Here is a 16,659-nt window from a genome sequence, read left to right on the forward strand (position 1 = left end):
TAGCGCGAGAAGGTCATTGCCTATCTTCGCCAAACCAAACTCGGTGGTTATGGGTCCCGGCCTTCGCCGGGACGACACCGAGGATGAGGCGCCGCTATCGTCACAAACTCGCGCTCACCCCGCCTTCCCCATATGCTCCAGCGCGTCCTCCGCCCGGAGCGGCACCCGCGACGCCTCGTTGTTGAGATCGACGAGCTGCACCAGGAGCCCCATCAGCGCCTTGCGATCCGCCGGCTTGAGCGGCTCCAGCATCCGCGCCTGGGCGCGTTCGACGGCGGGAATGATGTCACGCAGGATCGCCGCGCCTGATTTTGTCAAATAGAGCAGCTTGATCCGCTTGTCTTCCGGCGCCGGCCTGCGCTCGACGAAATCCTTGGCCTGAAGCCGCTCGATTACGCTGCCGAGCGTGGAGCGGTCGAAGGCGATCACCGCGGACAGCCGCGTCGCGTCGATGCCGGGATGGGTGTGGATCGCGATCAGAGCCGCGTATTGCACCGGCGTGAGGTCGAACGCCTTGCATTCCTCCATGAAGATCGAGACCGCGATCTGCTGCATGCGCCGGAACAGATAGCCCGGCGCGGCATAGACCGCGTTGATCGTGATCGGAGGCGGCTTACTCGGCATCGGGCTGCTTCTCCGGCGCGGCGTCGACGAACCCCGGCAACGCCTTGGCCGCAGCTTCCGCCCCGAGCAGACGCGGATAGGCGGAGACATCGACGCCGAAGCGGCGGGCATTGGCGAGTTGCGGCACCAGGCAGAGATCGGCAAGCGTCGGTGCTTCACCGAAGCAGAACGGGCCCGGCTCGTCCCTGATCAGCGTCTCGCAGGCCGCGAGCCCCTCGCGGTTGACCCAGGCCGCCCAGTCCTGAACCTTGTCCTCGGCAAGGCCAAGCTCGCGCAGCCGCGCCAGCACCTTCAGATTCTGCACGGGGTGAGTGTCGCAGGCGATCGCCAGCGCGAACGCCCTCACCTTGGCGCGCTGCAAACTATCCTTCGGCAGCAGCGGCGGGTTGGGATGGGTTTCGTCGAGCCATTCGATGATGGCGACCGATTGGGTCAGCACTGCGCCCGCATCGTCCTCCAGCGCGGGCACCAGGCCCTGCGGATTGATGGCAAGATAGGCGGGCGCGCATTGCTCGCCTTTGCGAAGGTGATGCGGCAGGTGCTCGGCACCGAGGCCCTTGAGGTTCAGCGCGATCCGTACCCGGTAGGCGGCGCTGGAGCGGAAATAACCGTGCAGCTTCATCGGAACCCTCCCTTTTGTCTGTCATTCCGGGGCGCGCGAAGGGCGAACCGGAATCTCGAGATTCCGGGTTCGATGCTAACGCATCGCCCCGGAAAGACGACCTGGACTGTCATTCGCCACGTTGACGCTACCTAGATCGTAAGTATACTGTCAATCAACAAAACGACGGGAGCCGCACCATGGAAGCCGTGACCAAGACGCCGGAACGCGAGGCGTTCTACAAGAAGATCGACGGCGAGAATCTCACCGCGCTGTGGACGGTCATGAGCGATTTGATCACGCCGGAGCCGAAGAGCGCCTGCCGGCCGCATCTGTGGAAGTTCGACATCATCCGCGACTACATGACCGAAGCCGGCAAGCTGATCACGGCGAAAGAGGCCGAGCGGCGCGTGCTGGTGCTGGAAAATCCCGGCCTGCGCGGGCAGTCGAAAATCACCACGTCGCTCTATGCCGGCGTGCAGATGGTGGTGCCCGGCGACGTCGCGCCCGCCCACCGGCACAGCCAATCGGCGCTGCGCTTCGTGCTCGAAGGCAAGGGCGCCCACACCGCGGTCGACGGCGAGCGCACCGCGATGGAGCCCGGCGACTTCATCATCACGCCGTCGATGACCTGGCACGATCATTCCAACGAGACCGACCAGCCGATGTTCTGGCTCGACGGTCTCGACATTCCGCTGGTGCAGTTCTTCGACTGCTCCTTCGCGGAAGGCTCCAACGAGGACCAGCAGAAGATTACAAGGCCCGCCGGCGACAGCTTCGCGCGCTACGGCCACAATCTGCTACCGGTCGACGTGAAGCGGAGCTCGAAGACGTCGCCGATCTTCAGCTACCCCTATGCCTACACGCGCGAGGCACTGGAGAAAGCCCGCGCGAGCCAGGAGTGGGACGCCTGTCACGGGCTGAAGCTGAAATTCAGCAACCCCGAGACCGGCGACTTTGCGATGCCGACCATCGGCACGTTCATCCAGTTGCTGCCGAAGGGCTTCAAGACCGCACGCTATCGCGCGACGGACGCGACGGTGTTCTGCCCGATCGAAGGCCACGGCCGTACCCGCATCGGGGAAGCGACCTTCGAATGGGGCCCGCGCGATTTGTTCGTGGTGCCGAGCTGGCAATGGGTCACGCACGAGGCTGACATGGATGCGGTGCTGTTCAGCTTCTCGGATCGCCCCGTGCAGCAGAAGCTGGATCTGTTCCGGGAAGATCGTGGGAATGCGTGAGGCCAGACTATTGGCGCACTCTCCGCCGTCGTCCCGGCGAAGGCCGGGACCCATACCGCGTGATCTATCGAGACGAACGGGATTCGTACCGGCGAAGGAATAACGACGAGTCTCCGCCAAACTACTGCCTGGGGTTATGGATCCCGGCCTTCGCCGGGATGACGACGGAGGTGGTGGCGCGCACCTACACCCACAGCCCTCACCGCCAGTGCAACAGCCGTATCTCCAGCCAGTTGATCACCTTCCCCACGATCAACCCGAACACCGACAGAATTACCACGCCCGCGAGCAGTTGATCCGTCTGCATCAAATTGCCGGCCTGCAACACGAACGCGCCGATACCGTACTGCGCACCGATCATCTCGGCGCTGACGACGAGCAACAGCGCCACCGACGACGTGATGCGGAAGCCGGCGAGGATCGCGGGCAGCGCGCCCGGCCACACCACCTTGCGGACGATGGTCGCGAACGGCACATTGAAGCTCTGCGCCATGCGGATGAGATTGCGCGGCACCGCGTCGACGCCGCTATAGACCGAGATCGCGGTCGAGAAGAACACGCCGAGCGCGATGGTCGCGATCTTCGGCTCTTCACCGATGCCGAGCCAGAGGATCAACAGCGGCAGCAGCGCGATCTTCGGAATCGGGAACAGCGCCGAGATGAAGGTGATGCCGACGCTGCGCGCCAGCCGCGACAGGCCGATGGCAAAGCCAACCGCGACACCGGCCGCCGTGCCGAGCAGCCAGCCGACACCGATGCGCAGGAGCGACGCGGAAAGGTGCTGCCACAGCGCGCCCGAGATCGCGAGCTGGTAGATCGCCCGTGCGATCGCCGAGGGCGGCGGCAGGAACAGCGGATTGACCAGGCCGGTGCTGCCGGCCGCCTGCCAGATCGCAATGACCAGCGCGAGTGCGATCCAGCCGCCGAAACGGCTGCTCGCCGGCACGAAGCCGGCGCCACGAAAGCGGACGCGCCGGACCGCTTCATCCTTCGCAGATGCTCCCGCCGGAGCGCGATCAAGCATGCTGAACCTCGCGCTCGGCATCGATCGCCTCGTTGCGGATCAGCGACCAGATCTGGTTCTGGAGCGCGAGCAGCTTTTCACGGGCTGCAATGTCACCGCGCTCAGCGCGCGTCATCGGCACGCTCACGACTTCGCGAATGCGGCCCGGACGCCGCGACAGCACCACGATGCGATCGGCAAGCCGCGCCGCCTCTTCGAGATTATGCGTGACATAGACCGCGCCCATGCCGCCATCGGCGAGCAGCCGGACGAAATCTTCCATCAGCAGTTCACGGGTCTGCGAATCCAGCGCCGACAATGGCTCGTCCATCAGGAGAATGGCTGGCCTGACCGCGAGCGCGCGCGAAATGCCAACGCGCTGGCGCATGCCGCCGGAAAGCTGCTTTGGATAGGTCTTGCGAAAATCGGTCAGGCCGGTGCGGCGCAAGGCATCGTCGACCAGCGCGCGGCGCTGCACGGCCGAGAGCTGGGTGTGCAGCAGCGGGAATTCGACGTTCTCCTCCACATTGGCCCAGGGCAGCAGCGCGAAGTCTTGGAACACGAAGGTGAGCGGATTGAGACTGTCCGCCGGCGGCGATCCACGCAGCTCGGGCGCGCCGGAGGTCGGCAGCAACAGCCCACCGAGGATCGACAGCAGCGTGCTCTTGCCGCATCCCGAAGGCCCCACGATCGCCACCACCTCGCCGGCGCCGACGGTGAACGAGACATCGTCGAGCACGGCGAGTTCGCCGAAGCGATGGGTAATGTGGTTGGCGATCAGGTCCATTCTGTCTCGTCTATCCTGTTCTCCGTCGTTCCGGGATGGTCCGAAGGACCAGACCCGGAACCTCGAGATTCTCAGGTGCACAAGTGCGCACCGTAGTTCTCGCTTCGCGAGCCCCGGAATGACGAAGGATCAATCCGCCTTCACAAATTCCTTTGCGATGATCGCGTTCGCGTCAAATCCCTTGTCGGCAAAACCCTGCTCCTGGAGCCATTTGATCTGGTTGTCGACGTTCTTCACATCCAGCTTGCCGTCGGGATCGATATAGGCGCAATTGCCCACCACCTGCTCGACCGGGAGGTTCGTATATTTTGCGATGATCTCCAGCAGCGGCTTTGTCTTGTCGTTGATCGGCGCGACGCCGTCCTTCATCGCGGCAAGGATGATGTCGTGATATTCGCGGTCGGCCTTTGCCAAAGCGCCGAGCAGTTTCGTCACCAGCACCTTGTTGGTCAGCGTCTTCGGCGAGGCGAACACCGCGCCCAGTTGCCAGGGTGTCTCGTCGCCGACCCAGCCGAGAAACTTCGCACCGCCGTCGTCCATCAGCTTTCGCGCGGTGGAGATCGGCAGCAGCGCCGCATCCACGGTTTCACCCTTCAGCGCGGCCGCCGCATTCGACAGCGATTGCAGCGGCACGATCTTCGCGTCGGCGAGCTTGAAGCCGTATTTGTCGGCAAGCAGGCCGAGCGAATAGTGAAAGGAGGAGCCGACCTGCGTCATCGCCACGCGCTTGCCCGCGAGATCCTTCGGCGTCTTCAGACCGCTTGCATAGGCGTTGTTGCTGGCGAAATAGCCGATCAGGGGATAGCCGGCCTTCTCGCGGCTCATGCCGCCGATCACCTTGAGCACCCCCTTGCCGGCAAGATTGTAAAGACCGGCGGTGAAGGCGGTGACGCCGAAATCGACGTCGCCGGAGGTGGTGGCCACCGCGATCGGCTGCGCTGCATCGAAGAATTTCAGCTCGACATCGAGACCGGCTTCGCGGAAATAGCCCTTGTCCTGCGCGATGAAGACGGGCGCGGAGGAGGATAGCCTGAGCACGCCGATCCTGGCCTTCAGCGCGTCCTCGGCTCGGGCCGAGCCCATCGCTGTGATCGTCATCAGGCCAGCTAGCGCGAGCCGCACAATCCCGATCATTTCGTTTCCTCCGCCGTCGTTATCATGCAGTCGTTACAGGCCCTCGGGCACGGGCTGGTCCCGGCCGATGAAGGCGCCCTGTTGTTTCAACGTTTCCTGCAATTTTTCAATGGGGATGTCGCGTGGAATGCGGTTTCCGGAGAGCGCCAGCGCGGCGGCGGAACCTGCCGCCTCCCCCATCACGAAACAGGCACCGGAGACCCGCGCCGCCGACTGGCCCTCATGGGTCATCGAGGCGCAGCGGCCGGCGACCAGCAGATTGTCGACGCCTTCGGGCACCAGCATGCGGTAAGGCAGCTCGTTATAGCCGCGCGATTCCGGGATCGGCGGGAAGGTGAAGACGACGTCGCCGGGGACATGGGCCTCGATCGGCCAGCCATTGACCCCGATGGAATCCTCGAACGAGGCGCAGCCGAGCACGTCCTCGCCGCTGAGCTGGTAGCCGCCCGTGATGCGGCGGGTCTCGCGGATGCCGAGCTGCGGCGGCAGGTCGACGATGTAGGATTTTTCAAAGCCCGGCACGGTGCGCAGGAATTCGAACGCGGCGAGCGCCTGCTTGCGGCCCTCGATCTCGCCCCGGGTGAGATCATCAGGCTCGATGCCGTTGATGGCATGTCCGTCCGCGCGTGCCACCTGCGTAAAGTTCACCCGCCATTCGATGCCGGATTTTTGCGGCCGTACGATCGCGCTCTTGCGTGGGAATGTGTGGGTGCCGGCGGCGATGGCCTGCTCCATCAATTGCGGGATGGTGCGCCAGGCCTCGCCGGCCTTCGCGGGATCGATGCCGTTGAGACGGAGCATCATCGAGGGATACATCGGATGGCCGTGCTCGTCGCCGAATTCGAACGGCGCGCCGGCCCAGACCGCGAGATCGCCGTCGCCGGAGCAATCGATGAAAATCTCCGCTCGCACCGCCTGCCGGCCGGCCTTGGTTTCGACCATCAGCGCATCGATGCGCCGATCGTTGCCCATCGCGACGCCGGCGCCGAGCGCGTGGAAAAGGATGTGCACCTTGTGACTGGCGAGCAGTTGGTCGGCCGCGATCTTGTAGGCGGCGGTGTCGTAGGCCTGGGCAAAGACCTTGCCGAGAATGAGATGCGGCGCGTTGAGGCCGTTCAAATGATCGATCCGAGCCAGCAGCTCGGACGCCATGCCCTGCACCAGCCGGTGGGCCTCGCCGTACACATTCCCGTGCAGGCCGCAGAAATTGGTGACGCCGGCAGCGGTCCCCATGCCGCCGAGGAAACCGTAGCGCTCGATCAGCAGCGTCTTCCGCCCAGTGCGTGCGCTTGAGGCCGCCGCGACGATGCCGGCCGGACCGCCGCCGAGCACGACGACTTCATATTCGCCGTAGAGCGGCACTTGGCGCGCCGGTTCTTCGATCGTGGTGGCCTGCATGGCGCGTCCTGCTCCCAAATCTCTTGCTTGGACCGGACTATGAATTAACGCGCGCCGAGCTACAATCCACCAAAATATGCGATCAGCTTTCACGAATCGAGAAAGGTCGACATGGACGTCCTCGTGAACCTCCAGGCCTTCCTCGCCACCGCGGATGCGGCGGGCTTCTCCGCCGCTGCGCGAAAACTCAATGTCTCGACCTCGGTCGTGGCCAAGCGCGTGACGCAATTGGAGGCACGCATCGGCACGCCGCTGTTTCACCGCTCGACGCGGCAATTGCGGCTGACGGAAGCCGGCCAGCGCTACGTGCATCGCGCCCGCGGCGTCGTCACCGATGCCACCGACCTGCTCTCGCGCATGGGCGAGAAAGGCCATGATCTCGTCGATCACCTGCGCATCAAGGCACCGACCTCGCTGACGGTGGCGCGGCTGGCCGACGCGTTCAGCGCATTCCAGACCCAGAACCCGCGGCTCAAGCTCGAGATCGTGCTGATCGACCGCCCCGTCGATCCGGTGACCGAAGGCTTTGACATCGCCATCGGCGCCTTCCCGCATTCCTTCGGCGGCGTGGTCGACGAGCCGCTCTGCGCGTTGAAGCGATTGCTCTGCGCTTCACCCGCTTATCTGAGGAAGCACGGCACGCCAAAACATCCGCGCGACCTCGTCGAGCATCGCTGCCTCAGCTTCCTGCCGACGGGACCGGAATGGATCTTTGACGGCCCGCGCGGCCGCATCAGCATCCAGGTCAGCCCGCTGCTCTCGTCCAACGAGGGACATGTGCTGGCGCGCAGCGCCATCGCGGGCAACGGCATTGCGCTGATCTCGCATTATCTCGTCGCGGACGCGTTGCGCGACGGCTCGCTCAAGCCGGTGCTGCGCGACTTTCCGATTCCGGAATTGTGGGTGAAGGCCGCGATCCCCGAGCGGCGACGCAATGCGGCCGCGGTGCAGGCGCTGCTCACACTGCTGAAAACGTCGCTCGCGACGTCGCTGTAAAGGCCCGTAGCCCGGATGGAGCGCAAGCGTCATCCGGGTTCGTGCCACGCGGCGCAATCGGGAGGTTCGGTTGGTCCGTTCCCGGATTGCGCTTCGCTCCATCCGGGCTACTCGCGTTCAGCTTTTAGCACCTGCCCAAATGGCCCCGCGCTTCTCCGCGAACGACGCCAGCCCCTCCGCGGCTTCCGCGCTTTGGCGCTTGACCGAATGCAGGCGGACGAGCCGCGTGTAGGCAGCGTCATCGACGCCCATTCCGCCGAACGAGCTCTCCAGCGCCAGTCGCTTGGTCTCGGCCATCGCTTCAGGTCCGTTGGCGAGCAACTGCTCGACCACCCTGCTGCCTGCGACGTCGAGATCGGCGAACGGCACCACCTCGTGGACGAGGCCGATGCGACGGGCGTCCTCGGCGCCGAAACGTTCACCTGTCAGCGCGTAGCGGCGGACTTGCCGTACACCGATGGCATCGCAGAGCTGCGGGATGATGATCGCCGCCGTCAGGCCCCAGCGCACTTCGGTAATCGAGAACAGGGCATTGTCAGCCGCGATCACGACGTCGCAGGCCGCGATCACGCCGGTGCCGCCGCCAAAGCAGCCGCCCTGCACCAGCGCGACCGTCGGGATCGGCAGCGTGTTGAGCCGCTGCACGGCCTCGAACGTCGCACGCGACGCCGCCTCGTTCGCCTCGGTCGATTGCGGCCGCACGCCATTAATCCATTTGAGATCGGCGCCGGCCTGGAAATGCTTGCCGTTGCCCTTGAGCACGACGACGCGAAGGTTGGGCTTGCTGCCGAGATCGTCCATGGCCGCGAGCACGCCCGCGATCAATGCGCCGTCATAGGCGTTGTTGACCTCCGGCCGGTTCAACGTGACGGTCGCAACCCCACGCGCATCCAGGGTCCACAGGACGGGGCTGTCGGTCATCGGTGTTCCTCCGCTCGCTTGTTTGGCGCGCACTATGACCGAGGCTCCGCGCCTTGATCCATATCTTTCGAGCGTAGGGCGGCCGCGTCCATCGCATGGCGGCTTGTGTCATGCTGTCGCGGGGCGGCATCAAGGGATCAGGGACGGACATCACATGCGCATCTGCATTTTCGGCGCGGGCGCCGTCGGCAGCCATCTTGCGGTTCGGCTGGCGCGCGCCGGCCATGAGGTCTCGTGCGTGATGCGCGGCGCGCATCTGGAGGCGGTCCGCGCCAACGGCCTCAAGCTGCGCGTCGGCGATTCCGAGGTCTCCGCCAAGGTGAACGCCTCCGGCGATCCGGCCCAGCTCGGCCCCCAGGACGTCGTGATCTCCACGCTCAAGGCCACCGCGCTCCAGGGGCTGGTCTCCAGCATCAAGCCGCTACTGCAAGATGGCACCGCGATCGTCTTTGCGCAGAACGGCATTCCCTGGTGGTACGGGATCGGCCTGCCGCCGCGACACCCGACCCCGCCCGACATCTCCTTCCTCGACCCGGGTGGCCGCTTGCGCGCCTGCATCCCGAAGGAGCGGATCGTCGGCGGCGTGGTCTTCTCCTCCAACGAGGTGATCGCGCCCGGCGTGGTGCAGAACCTGACGCCCGACCGCAACCGCCTGCTGATCGGCGAATGCGACGATCGCAATTGCGAGCGCATCACGACGCTGCGCGGTGTTTTCACCGACGCGCGGCTGGAATCGCCGCCGGTCGCCGAGATCCGCGAGGCGATCTGGTCAAAGCTGCTGACCAACATGTCATTGTCGGTGCTGTGCCTGCTCACCGGCCAGACCGCGCGCGGCGTGCGCGATGACCCCGCCTTTGCGGACGTCATTCCGCGGATGCTGAACGAGGCCAACGAGATCGCCCAGCATTTCATCCCCGAGGTCAAACGCGTGAGCCGCAGTGGTCCCGCCCCCAATCACAAGCCGTCGCTGCTGCAGGATTACGAGCTCGGCCGCGCCATGGAGATCGACGTCCTGGTGAAGGCGCCCCAAGCCTTCGCGCGCACCGCCGGCCTGTCGACGCCGACCCTCGATCTCATTGCCGCCCTCGCGATCCAGAAGGCGCGCGACAAAGGGCTATATTCGGCGTGAGGTTTCAGGCGAGTTTGTCGATCCAGGCCGCGAGCACATCAAGTACCTCCGCAAGCGCCTCTTCATTGCTGCGACCGGACTTCTTCAGCACCGCGAAGGAGTGATCGCCGCCTTCGACCTCGTGCAGCGTCGCCTTCGGGCCAAGAGCGGCGATGACCGGCTTGAGGAGGCCGAGATCGGCGAGCCCGTCGCGGGTACCTTGCAGGAACAGCATCGGGATCTCGACATGGGCCAGGTGCTCGGCGCGCTCCGTCGACGGCTTCTTGTCGGCGTGCAGGGGAAAACCGAGGAACGCGAGCCCTTTGACATCAGGCAGCGGAGTCTTCGACTGCGCCTGCGACGTCATGCGCCCGCCGAAGGATTTTCCGCCCGCAACGAGCATCACACCGGGGCAGAGCCGCGCGGCTTCCTCGACTGCCGCGCGGATCGTGGCGTGGGCGACCGCCGGCGGGTCGGGACGGCCCTGCTTGTTTTCCATGTAGGGAAAATTGAAGCGGAAGGTGGCGATGCCGCGAGCAGCGAGCCCCTCCGCAATCTTGTCCATCGATGCGTGCCGCATCCCTGCACCGGCACCATGGGCCAGAACGTAGCAGGCGCGCGCATTGCCCGGCTGCGTCAGGATCGCCGAGACCGTGCCGATGCGCGCGATGTCGAGCTTGAGCTCTTGAGTTTTGACAGCCACAATCAACGATCCCGATAGACGCTGCTCCGGCCGCCTTGGTAGCGTCACCGGCGCAGCCTGAAAACACAATAATTGCCGCCAAACCCTGGCCTACCAAGCCGGAACGCCGCATTGACCGAGGTGACCATGTCCTACCGTTCCTCCTGGATGACCGAAGAGCTCGAAATCTTCCGCGACCAGTTCCGGAAGTATCTTGCCAAGGATCTGGCCCCGCATGCCGAAAAATGGCGCGAGCAGAAGATGGTCGACCGCTTTGCCTGGCGCGGGCTCGGCGAGATGGGCGCGCTGCTGGCAAGCGTGCCGGAGGAATATGGCGGGCTGGGCGCGACCTTCGCCTATGATGCCGCCGTGCTCGACGACCTCGAAAGCACGGTGCCGGAGCTGACGACCGGCGTCTCCGTGCACAGCGCCATCGTCGCGCACTACATCCTCAATTACGGCTCGGAGGAGCAGAAGAAGCGCTGGCTGCCGAAGATGGCCTCGGGCGAGATGGTCGGCGCCATCGCCATGACCGAGCCCGGCACCGGCTCGGATTTGCAGGCCGTCAAGACCACCGCCAGGAAGCAGGGTAATTCCTACGTCATCAACGGACAGAAGACCTTCATCACCAACGGCCAGGCCGCCGATCTCGTCATCGTGGTCGCGCGCACCGGAGATGTCGGCGCCAAGGGCATTTCGCTGATCGTGGTCGAAACCGCAGGCGCGGATGGATACAAGCGCGGGCGCAACCTCGACAAGATCGGCCTGCATGCCTCCGACACGTCCGAGCTGTTCTTCGACAACGTCACGGTTCCGCCGGACAATTTGCTCGGCGGCGAGGAAGGCCAGGGCTTCGTGCAGCTGATGCAGCAACTGCCGCAGGAGCGCCTCGCGCTCGCGGTCGGCGCGGTCGCCGCGATGGAGCGCGCGATAAAGCTCACCACCGACTACACCAAGGAGCGGAAAGCGTTCGGCAAGCCGCTGATGGATTTTCAGAACACCGCCTTCAAGCTCGCCGAGCGCAAGACCGAAGCGATGATCGCGCGCGTGTTCGTCGACTGGTGCATCGAGCGGCTGGTCGCCAAGGACCTCGACACCGTCACGGCATCGATGGCGAAATACTGGTGCTCGGAGAAGCAGGTCGAGACCGCCGACGAATGCCTTCAGCTGTTCGGCGGCTACGGCTACATGCAGGAATATCCGATCTCGCGCATCTTCATCGATTCCCGCATCCAGAAGATCTATGGCGGGACGAACGAGATCATGAAGCTGTTGATCGCCAGGTCGTTATAATCAAGTCGCTGTAATCAGGTCGGCGTGAGCGGCCTGCCGCTCAATTCGGATGCCACCAGCGGCCGCCGATGACGACACCCTCGGAGATGATCTTGCGGTCACCGATCAGGTGCTCGCCGACGACGTCCTCATAGTCGAACTGGCCTTCCCTCACCGAGATCAGCGTGGCGTCGCCGACGCTGCCCGGCTTGAGGCTGCCGAGCTCGGGCCGGCGCAGCGCCATCGCGGCGTTGACGGTCGAAGTTGCGATGACGTCGGACAGCGGCATGCCCATGCACAGGAATTTCGACAGGGTCGTCACCTGGTCGAAGGCCGGGCCGTCGATGCAGAGCTGATGAATGTCGGACGAGATGGTGTCCGGATAGAAGCCGTTGGCGAGCATGGCACGTGCGGTCTTGAACGCGAACGAGCCCTTGCCGTGGCCGATGTCGAACAGCACGCCGCGCTCGCGGGCGTCGAGCACCGCCCGCTTCACCGTGCCCTGCGCGGTCGCGGGCGTGTTGGGGAAGGGCCGGAACGCATGGGTGAGCACGTCGCCGGGGCGCAGGCGCGCCAGCACCTCCTCGTAGCTCGGCGGCGGATGGTCGATATGCGCCATCAGGGGCATGCCGACCTCGTTCGCGACTTCGAGCGCGATGTCGAGCGGCACGACGCCTGACGTGCCCGACGAGTGCAGCCCCACGCGTACCTTGATGCCAACGATAAGATCGCGGTTGGCGTCGGCCACCTTGGCCGCCTCGATCGGGTTCATCAGCCGCAGCTCCTCGCTCTCGCCGACCATGATCCGGTGCGAGAAGCCGAAGATGCCGGCATGCGAGACGTGCAGATAAGCGAGAATGCGGACCTGGCTCGGCTCGATCACATGCTTGCGGAAGCCCGCGAAATTGCCCGGCCCCGCGCTGCCGGTATCGACCGCGGTGGTGACGCCGGAGAGACGACAGAATTCCTCGGCATCGATGCCGAGAGAAGTGCCGCCCCAATAGGCATGGGTGTGGAGATCGATCAATCCCGGCGTCACGATGAAATGCGAGACGTCGCGCACGTCAGTGCCCGGATCAGCCTTGAGCCCGGCGCCGATCGCAGCGACCTTGCCGCCCGCAAAGGCGACATCGGTCACGGCATCGAGCTTCTGGGCCGGGTCGACCACACGGCCGCCGCGCAGGATCAAGTCGAAAGGCATTGTCGTCTCCGGATGGGATAGTGGGGCGTGGCCGCCATGTGGACCGGGCCAGGAAGGAAGCTTCACGCTTCTAGCAATTTTCGCGCCGCCGAAGCAAATCGGCCGCGGTCAGTGCCCGTTGGACTTGCGATCCGCGCGCGGCGCCTGGTCCTTCAGCAGCTCCAGTGCATCCGGCATCATGCGGCCGAACGTCGAGCTCAGCATCGCGGTCGGGATCAGGCCCGACGCAAAGCGGACCACAAACGCGGCTTATTTCGTGAACGTATTCGCGACTCTGCGGGAGCGAAGCACGTACGTTATCCAAACCGCGGCACTCATCACACCGACAACCGTTAGTCCGATCTGTCGCATTTCAATGATGAAAAAATCGCTGAAAGGTCGGTTCAGCGCGGCGGAAAAAACCGATGCGACGCAGAAGAGATCGACGAGCGGCATCAGCACAGCGCAGATCATTTGCACGATGAAAAAGGCGGGAAATCTGTGGGAGTGTCTGAACAGGAGCACCGTTGTCCAGATCGAGAAGCCTATCATGGCGGCATTTATCAGCATTTCGCTCCAGATCACCGTCGGAAAGTAAGTCCAGATTTCGTCGGTGATCGACTGCACGTATTGTCCGACGTTGAAGATCAGGCGCAGAATGCCCATCACTTGGCCGAACGCGAGTAGCGCGAGCCAACCGCTGATACCGGTCATCTCGGGTTGGACGTCCTTGAAGGCAGCAGCGTCTTCTGCGGGAACGGACGGCTCCCGCGTGGCGTCGACCGGCGGCAGTGCCGGCATCGACGACTGCGTTCGAAAGAGGTGCTCCGTGATCTCACGCACCTCCGCGACCGGCTTCCAGCTCTCCCAGCCCTCCCGCCGGACCAGCACGCGCGGTGAATCTGCGATGCGAGCCAGTAGCGGAAGGAGCTCCGATATCGGCATCGGACCGCGTTTCTGCCCACCTTCCGCGTAGAACCACGAATCCGCCATGCGAACGCCCCCTGCACCCGCCGTATACTAGCCGGCGATCGGCACACGTCACGATAGAAAGCAATTGGAGGGGCTACCAGCACCGCTGGCCGTCGCGGCGCTTAGCTCACTGAAAAACTGGCGATCCCGGGAAGACTCGAACTTCCGACCTACGGTTTAGGAAACCGTCGCTCTATCCGGCTGAGCTACGGGACCGCGGAACCCGCAGAGCGGGTTACCGGGGCTTCATATCAAAGCGGAGGCGGGATCGGAAGCCCTCCGCATTGCTCAATGCGGAGGGCTGCCGGTCATCTCACGCCCGGATATTGTTGTCCTTCACCACCTTGCCCCAAGTGGCGACCTGCTTGTCGAAGAAGGTCTTGAAGGCGGGAGCGTCCTCGAGCAGCAGCGTCATCTGCTGCGTCTCCTTGAGCTGGGCGGCGGTGGCGGGCTCGCTCAGGATCTCCTTGGACGCCGTCGCGAGGCCTGCGACGATGTCCGGCGGCGTGCCCGTGGGCGCGAAGATGCCCCACCAGGCCAGCGTCTCGAAATCCGGGAAGCCCGCCTCGATCGCGGTCGGCGTATCCGGCAGGCCGGGCAGCCGCTCGCGGCCGAGCTGCAGGATCGGACGCAGCATGTTGGTGCCGAGCTGGGCTGCGACCAGGGCCGCCGATCCCGCGATCAGATCGACATGGCCGCCGAGCACGTCGTTCATCGCGGGGCCGCCGCCGCGATAGGGCACGTGCATGATCTCGACGCCCGCCTTGTTGCCGAGCACGGTCATGGCGAGATGGCCGAGCGTGCCGATGCCGACGGAGGCATATTTCACCGCGCCGGGCGTCACCTTGCAGGCCGCCACCACGTCGGCGAAGCTCTTGTAGGGACGGCCCGCACCGGCCGCGATCACATATGGCGCGGTGCCGACCAGCAACACCGGCATCAGCTCGCGCTCGACATCGACGGGCGGCTTGTCGAGGATGGAGGGGATCACCGCGTGGGAATCGAAGGTGACCAGGAACGTCGAGCCATCAGGCGGGCTCTTGGCGACCTGCGCCGCGCCCAGCGCGCCGGCGGCGCCCGACTTGTTCTCGACAATGACGATGCGGTTGAGCTTGGCCTGCAGATGGCTCTGGAGCAGCCGCGCCATCGCATCGGTCGATCCGCCCGGCGGAAATGGCACCACCAGCGTGATTTTTGAAGCCTGCGCCAACGCCGGCGTCATTGCGAGAATAGCCGGCGCTGCCAGCAGCGTGCGTCGTGTGATCGTCATGTTATCCCTCCCTGTTTTCTCGCGCTCTGCTTTTGCTCTTGGCGCTTTAAGTCGTTCCGAAACCGGATCCCGCTTTTCTGTATTCTGGCCGCGGCGGACTGAAGATGTCCAGCACGCGGGCGCCGTCGGGCCCGGCGCGCACGGTGTGCGGCACATTACCCGGCGTCCGCCAGAAGTCGCCCTTCTTCACCGCAATCTCCTCATCGCCCTGGACGCGGATGGCGGAGCCGTCGAGCAACACGCCCCATTGCTCCTCGGGATGATGATGCAGCGTGCCCTGCGCATGCGGCGCCAGCGTCACCACCGACAGCATGGCGTGCTCGCCGGAGAAGATGCGCGTGGTCACTCCTGCCGCGAGCTCGCGAAACAGCCCGTCGGCGGTATCGTCGAGATTATGGAATTCGTCCTTCTGGCTCACGCCATCCTCCCTTTACGCTTTATTTTGCAGCAGACTGGCTCACGGCGGCCAGAAGGCGGTCCTTGAACTCACCCTTCACGGTAACATACACGCTCGACCAATGCCGGCTCTTGAACTCGCAGCTGCCTCGTGGGCAATATTCTTTGTCGTGATAGTCTCCATTGAGGACGCCGAACAGAGTCGTTCGACCGTCCAACAGACGAAACAAAGCGCTACCTGATGCCCCTACTGTGAACTCGCAGCTCGTTTCGAATATCGACCAGTCCCTTACGTCGCGTATCTGGCACTCCTGAATCGTCTTGTTGAAGGGGCCGTACCTGTCCCTTTTTCCAGTGGCTTCGATGTCGTAACCGACAACCGCCAGGACACGCTCCAGCTCGACCACACTTTCAGTTCGTTCATTGATCTCGTAAGGCGTCACTTCCGCGGCAGACACGAGCTTTGCGACTGCCCAGTCGCTGACAATCGCCTTGGGCGCACTCTCAACGCATGTGCCCATCCATAGGGTCGCTGACAAAGGAATGGCACGCCTCTCGGCTCCGAGATAGTACTCGAATATACATTTGTCAGGTGACGTATGGGGTTTGCAAAGGTCCCGAAATGCGTGAGCCGCCGTGGTAATCACGTCGCGCGCACCAGTCACTTGAGCGCTGCTATCTCCACCAGGACATCGCAGGACTCCACTTGCCGCAAAGCGCTTTTCCACCTCACCTGGAGGAAGACCGTTGGCTTTTGCGTAAACCCCTTCAGTTAGTCGTCGCTCTGTATCGGTCGAAGCGACTGCCAGATGACTATCAGTGACGCGATCGCGATTGAAAATGGGCGCTGCCCCGCGGCCGGAGCCAAAAGGCGGCATGTTCTGCGAACCAACCTCGTTGCTTCCAGAGACCAACAGAACGAAGAAGCTAGGCAGGACGATCGCGTAATTCCTCGTCACTCGAAGTATCCCCAGCAGCAAAAAGCACGAAGGAAGTCTGACCGAAACAAAGTTGTGAAATCACTTTCGAAAGAGGCAATGGCCAACGTCGACGTGCGATCGATTCGACCATTGC

18 protein-coding genes and 1 tRNA gene are annotated in these 16,659 nt (G+C 64.1%); 4 read left to right on the plus strand and 15 right to left on the minus strand.

The window, feature by feature from the left end:
• Positions 1 to 114 precede the first annotated feature (114 nt).
• Positions 115 to 624: a MarR family winged helix-turn-helix transcriptional regulator gene (locus AC0L3P_RS32135; RefSeq protein WP_275172791.1), complete on the minus strand. Its 510-nt coding sequence runs from the start codon at positions 622 to 624 to the stop codon at positions 115 to 117.
• Positions 614 to 1,246: a maleylacetoacetate isomerase gene (maiA, locus tag AC0L3P_RS32140; protein ID WP_354207536.1), complete on the minus strand. Its 633-nt coding sequence runs from the start codon at positions 1,244 to 1,246 to the stop codon at positions 614 to 616. The genes AC0L3P_RS32135 and maiA overlap by 11 nt, the downstream gene beginning before the upstream one ends.
• Before the next feature lie 179 nt (positions 1,247 to 1,425).
• Between maiA and gtdA the strand changes: the two genes are divergently transcribed.
• The gene (gene gtdA, locus AC0L3P_RS32145) at positions 1,426 to 2,466 is read left to right on the plus strand and encodes a gentisate 1,2-dioxygenase (protein ID WP_473308230.1); all 1,041 of its coding nucleotides are present in this window, start codon (positions 1,426 to 1,428) and stop codon (positions 2,464 to 2,466) included.
• Between the two features lie 199 nt (positions 2,467 to 2,665).
• On the opposite strand, the gene AC0L3P_RS32150 is transcribed toward gtdA, so the two are convergent.
• The 4 genes from AC0L3P_RS32150 to AC0L3P_RS32165 form a co-directional block, all read right to left on the minus strand.
• Positions 2,666 to 3,490 carry an ABC transporter permease gene (locus tag AC0L3P_RS32150; RefSeq protein ID WP_473308232.1) on the minus strand — a complete coding sequence of 275 codons (825 nt, stop codon included), beginning with the start codon at positions 3,488 to 3,490 and terminating at the stop codon, positions 2,666 to 2,668.
• Complete coding sequence (locus AC0L3P_RS32155) at positions 3,483 to 4,256, minus strand: ABC transporter ATP-binding protein (protein ID WP_473308234.1); 774 nt, start codon at positions 4,254 to 4,256, stop codon at positions 3,483 to 3,485. The genes AC0L3P_RS32150 and AC0L3P_RS32155 overlap by 8 nt, the downstream gene beginning before the upstream one ends.
• Positions 4,257 to 4,385: 129 nt before the next feature.
• Positions 4,386 to 5,390, minus strand: a complete 1,005-nt coding sequence (locus AC0L3P_RS32160) for an ABC transporter substrate-binding protein (RefSeq protein WP_473308236.1) — start codon at positions 5,388 to 5,390, stop codon at positions 4,386 to 4,388.
• Positions 5,391 to 5,423: 33 nt separating this feature from the next.
• Positions 5,424 to 6,788, minus strand: coding sequence for an FAD-dependent oxidoreductase (locus AC0L3P_RS32165; RefSeq protein ID WP_473308238.1), 1,365 nt, complete (start codon positions 6,786 to 6,788; stop codon positions 5,424 to 5,426).
• A 111-nt stretch (positions 6,789 to 6,899) separates the two neighbouring features.
• Here AC0L3P_RS32165 and AC0L3P_RS32170 point away from each other — a divergent pair, with 111 nt between their 5' ends.
• Positions 6,900 to 7,784 carry a LysR family transcriptional regulator gene (locus AC0L3P_RS32170; RefSeq protein ID WP_473308240.1) on the plus strand — a complete coding sequence of 295 codons (885 nt, stop codon included), beginning with the start codon at positions 6,900 to 6,902 and terminating at the stop codon, positions 7,782 to 7,784.
• Positions 7,785 to 7,901: 117 nt separating this feature from the next.
• Here the strand turns inward: AC0L3P_RS32170 and AC0L3P_RS32175 are convergent, their stop codons facing one another.
• Positions 7,902 to 8,705 carry an enoyl-CoA hydratase-related protein gene (locus AC0L3P_RS32175; RefSeq protein ID WP_473308242.1) on the minus strand — a complete coding sequence of 268 codons (804 nt, stop codon included), beginning with the start codon at positions 8,703 to 8,705 and terminating at the stop codon, positions 7,902 to 7,904.
• Between the two features lie 154 nt (positions 8,706 to 8,859).
• Here AC0L3P_RS32175 and AC0L3P_RS32180 point away from each other — a divergent pair, with 154 nt between their 5' ends.
• On the plus strand, positions 8,860 to 9,834 hold the full coding sequence (locus AC0L3P_RS32180; RefSeq protein ID WP_354207523.1) for a ketopantoate reductase family protein: 975 nt from the start codon (positions 8,860 to 8,862) through the stop codon (positions 9,832 to 9,834).
• Positions 9,835 to 9,838: 4 nt separating this feature from the next.
• Here AC0L3P_RS32180 and AC0L3P_RS32185 read toward each other — a convergent pair whose 3' ends face one another.
• Complete coding sequence (locus AC0L3P_RS32185; RefSeq protein WP_275172781.1) at positions 9,839 to 10,516, minus strand: alpha/beta hydrolase family protein; 678 nt, start codon at positions 10,514 to 10,516, stop codon at positions 9,839 to 9,841.
• 126 nt (positions 10,517 to 10,642) lie between these two features.
• Between AC0L3P_RS32185 and AC0L3P_RS32190 the strand changes: the two genes are divergently transcribed.
• Positions 10,643 to 11,788, plus strand: a complete 1,146-nt coding sequence (locus AC0L3P_RS32190) for an acyl-CoA dehydrogenase family protein (RefSeq protein ID WP_354207520.1) — start codon at positions 10,643 to 10,645, stop codon at positions 11,786 to 11,788.
• Positions 11,789 to 11,828: 40 nt separating this feature from the next.
• Here AC0L3P_RS32190 and AC0L3P_RS32195 read toward each other — a convergent pair whose 3' ends face one another.
• The 7 genes from AC0L3P_RS32195 to AC0L3P_RS32225 form a co-directional block, all read right to left on the minus strand.
• Positions 11,829 to 12,968 carry an amidohydrolase/deacetylase family metallohydrolase gene (locus AC0L3P_RS32195; RefSeq protein WP_473308246.1) on the minus strand — a complete coding sequence of 380 codons (1,140 nt, stop codon included), beginning with the start codon at positions 12,966 to 12,968 and terminating at the stop codon, positions 11,829 to 11,831.
• 108 nt (positions 12,969 to 13,076) lie between these two features.
• A complete protein-coding gene (locus AC0L3P_RS32200; protein ID WP_473308248.1) occupies positions 13,077 to 13,208 on the minus strand; it encodes a hypothetical protein in 132 nt (43 codons plus the stop codon).
• Positions 13,209 to 13,217: 9 nt separating this feature from the next.
• On the minus strand, positions 13,218 to 13,940 hold the full coding sequence (locus AC0L3P_RS32205; RefSeq protein WP_473308250.1) for a DUF2569 family protein: 723 nt from the start codon (positions 13,938 to 13,940) through the stop codon (positions 13,218 to 13,220).
• A 118-nt stretch (positions 13,941 to 14,058) separates the two neighbouring features.
• Positions 14,059 to 14,135: transfer RNA gene (locus tag AC0L3P_RS32210), tRNA-Arg, on the minus strand.
• 97 nt (positions 14,136 to 14,232) lie between these two features.
• Positions 14,233 to 15,189 carry a tripartite tricarboxylate transporter substrate-binding protein gene (locus tag AC0L3P_RS32215; RefSeq protein WP_275172778.1) on the minus strand — a complete coding sequence of 319 codons (957 nt, stop codon included), beginning with the start codon at positions 15,187 to 15,189 and terminating at the stop codon, positions 14,233 to 14,235.
• 46 nt (positions 15,190 to 15,235) lie between these two features.
• Positions 15,236 to 15,607: a cupin domain-containing protein gene (locus AC0L3P_RS32220; protein ID WP_473308253.1), complete on the minus strand. Its 372-nt coding sequence runs from the start codon at positions 15,605 to 15,607 to the stop codon at positions 15,236 to 15,238.
• 19 nt (positions 15,608 to 15,626) lie between these two features.
• The gene (locus AC0L3P_RS32225; RefSeq protein ID WP_473308255.1) at positions 15,627 to 16,544 is read right to left on the minus strand and encodes a hypothetical protein; all 918 of its coding nucleotides are present in this window, start codon (positions 16,542 to 16,544) and stop codon (positions 15,627 to 15,629) included.
• Between the last annotated feature and the right edge of the window lie 115 nt (positions 16,545 to 16,659).

The organism is Bradyrhizobium sp. WSM4874 (assembly GCF_055811835.1).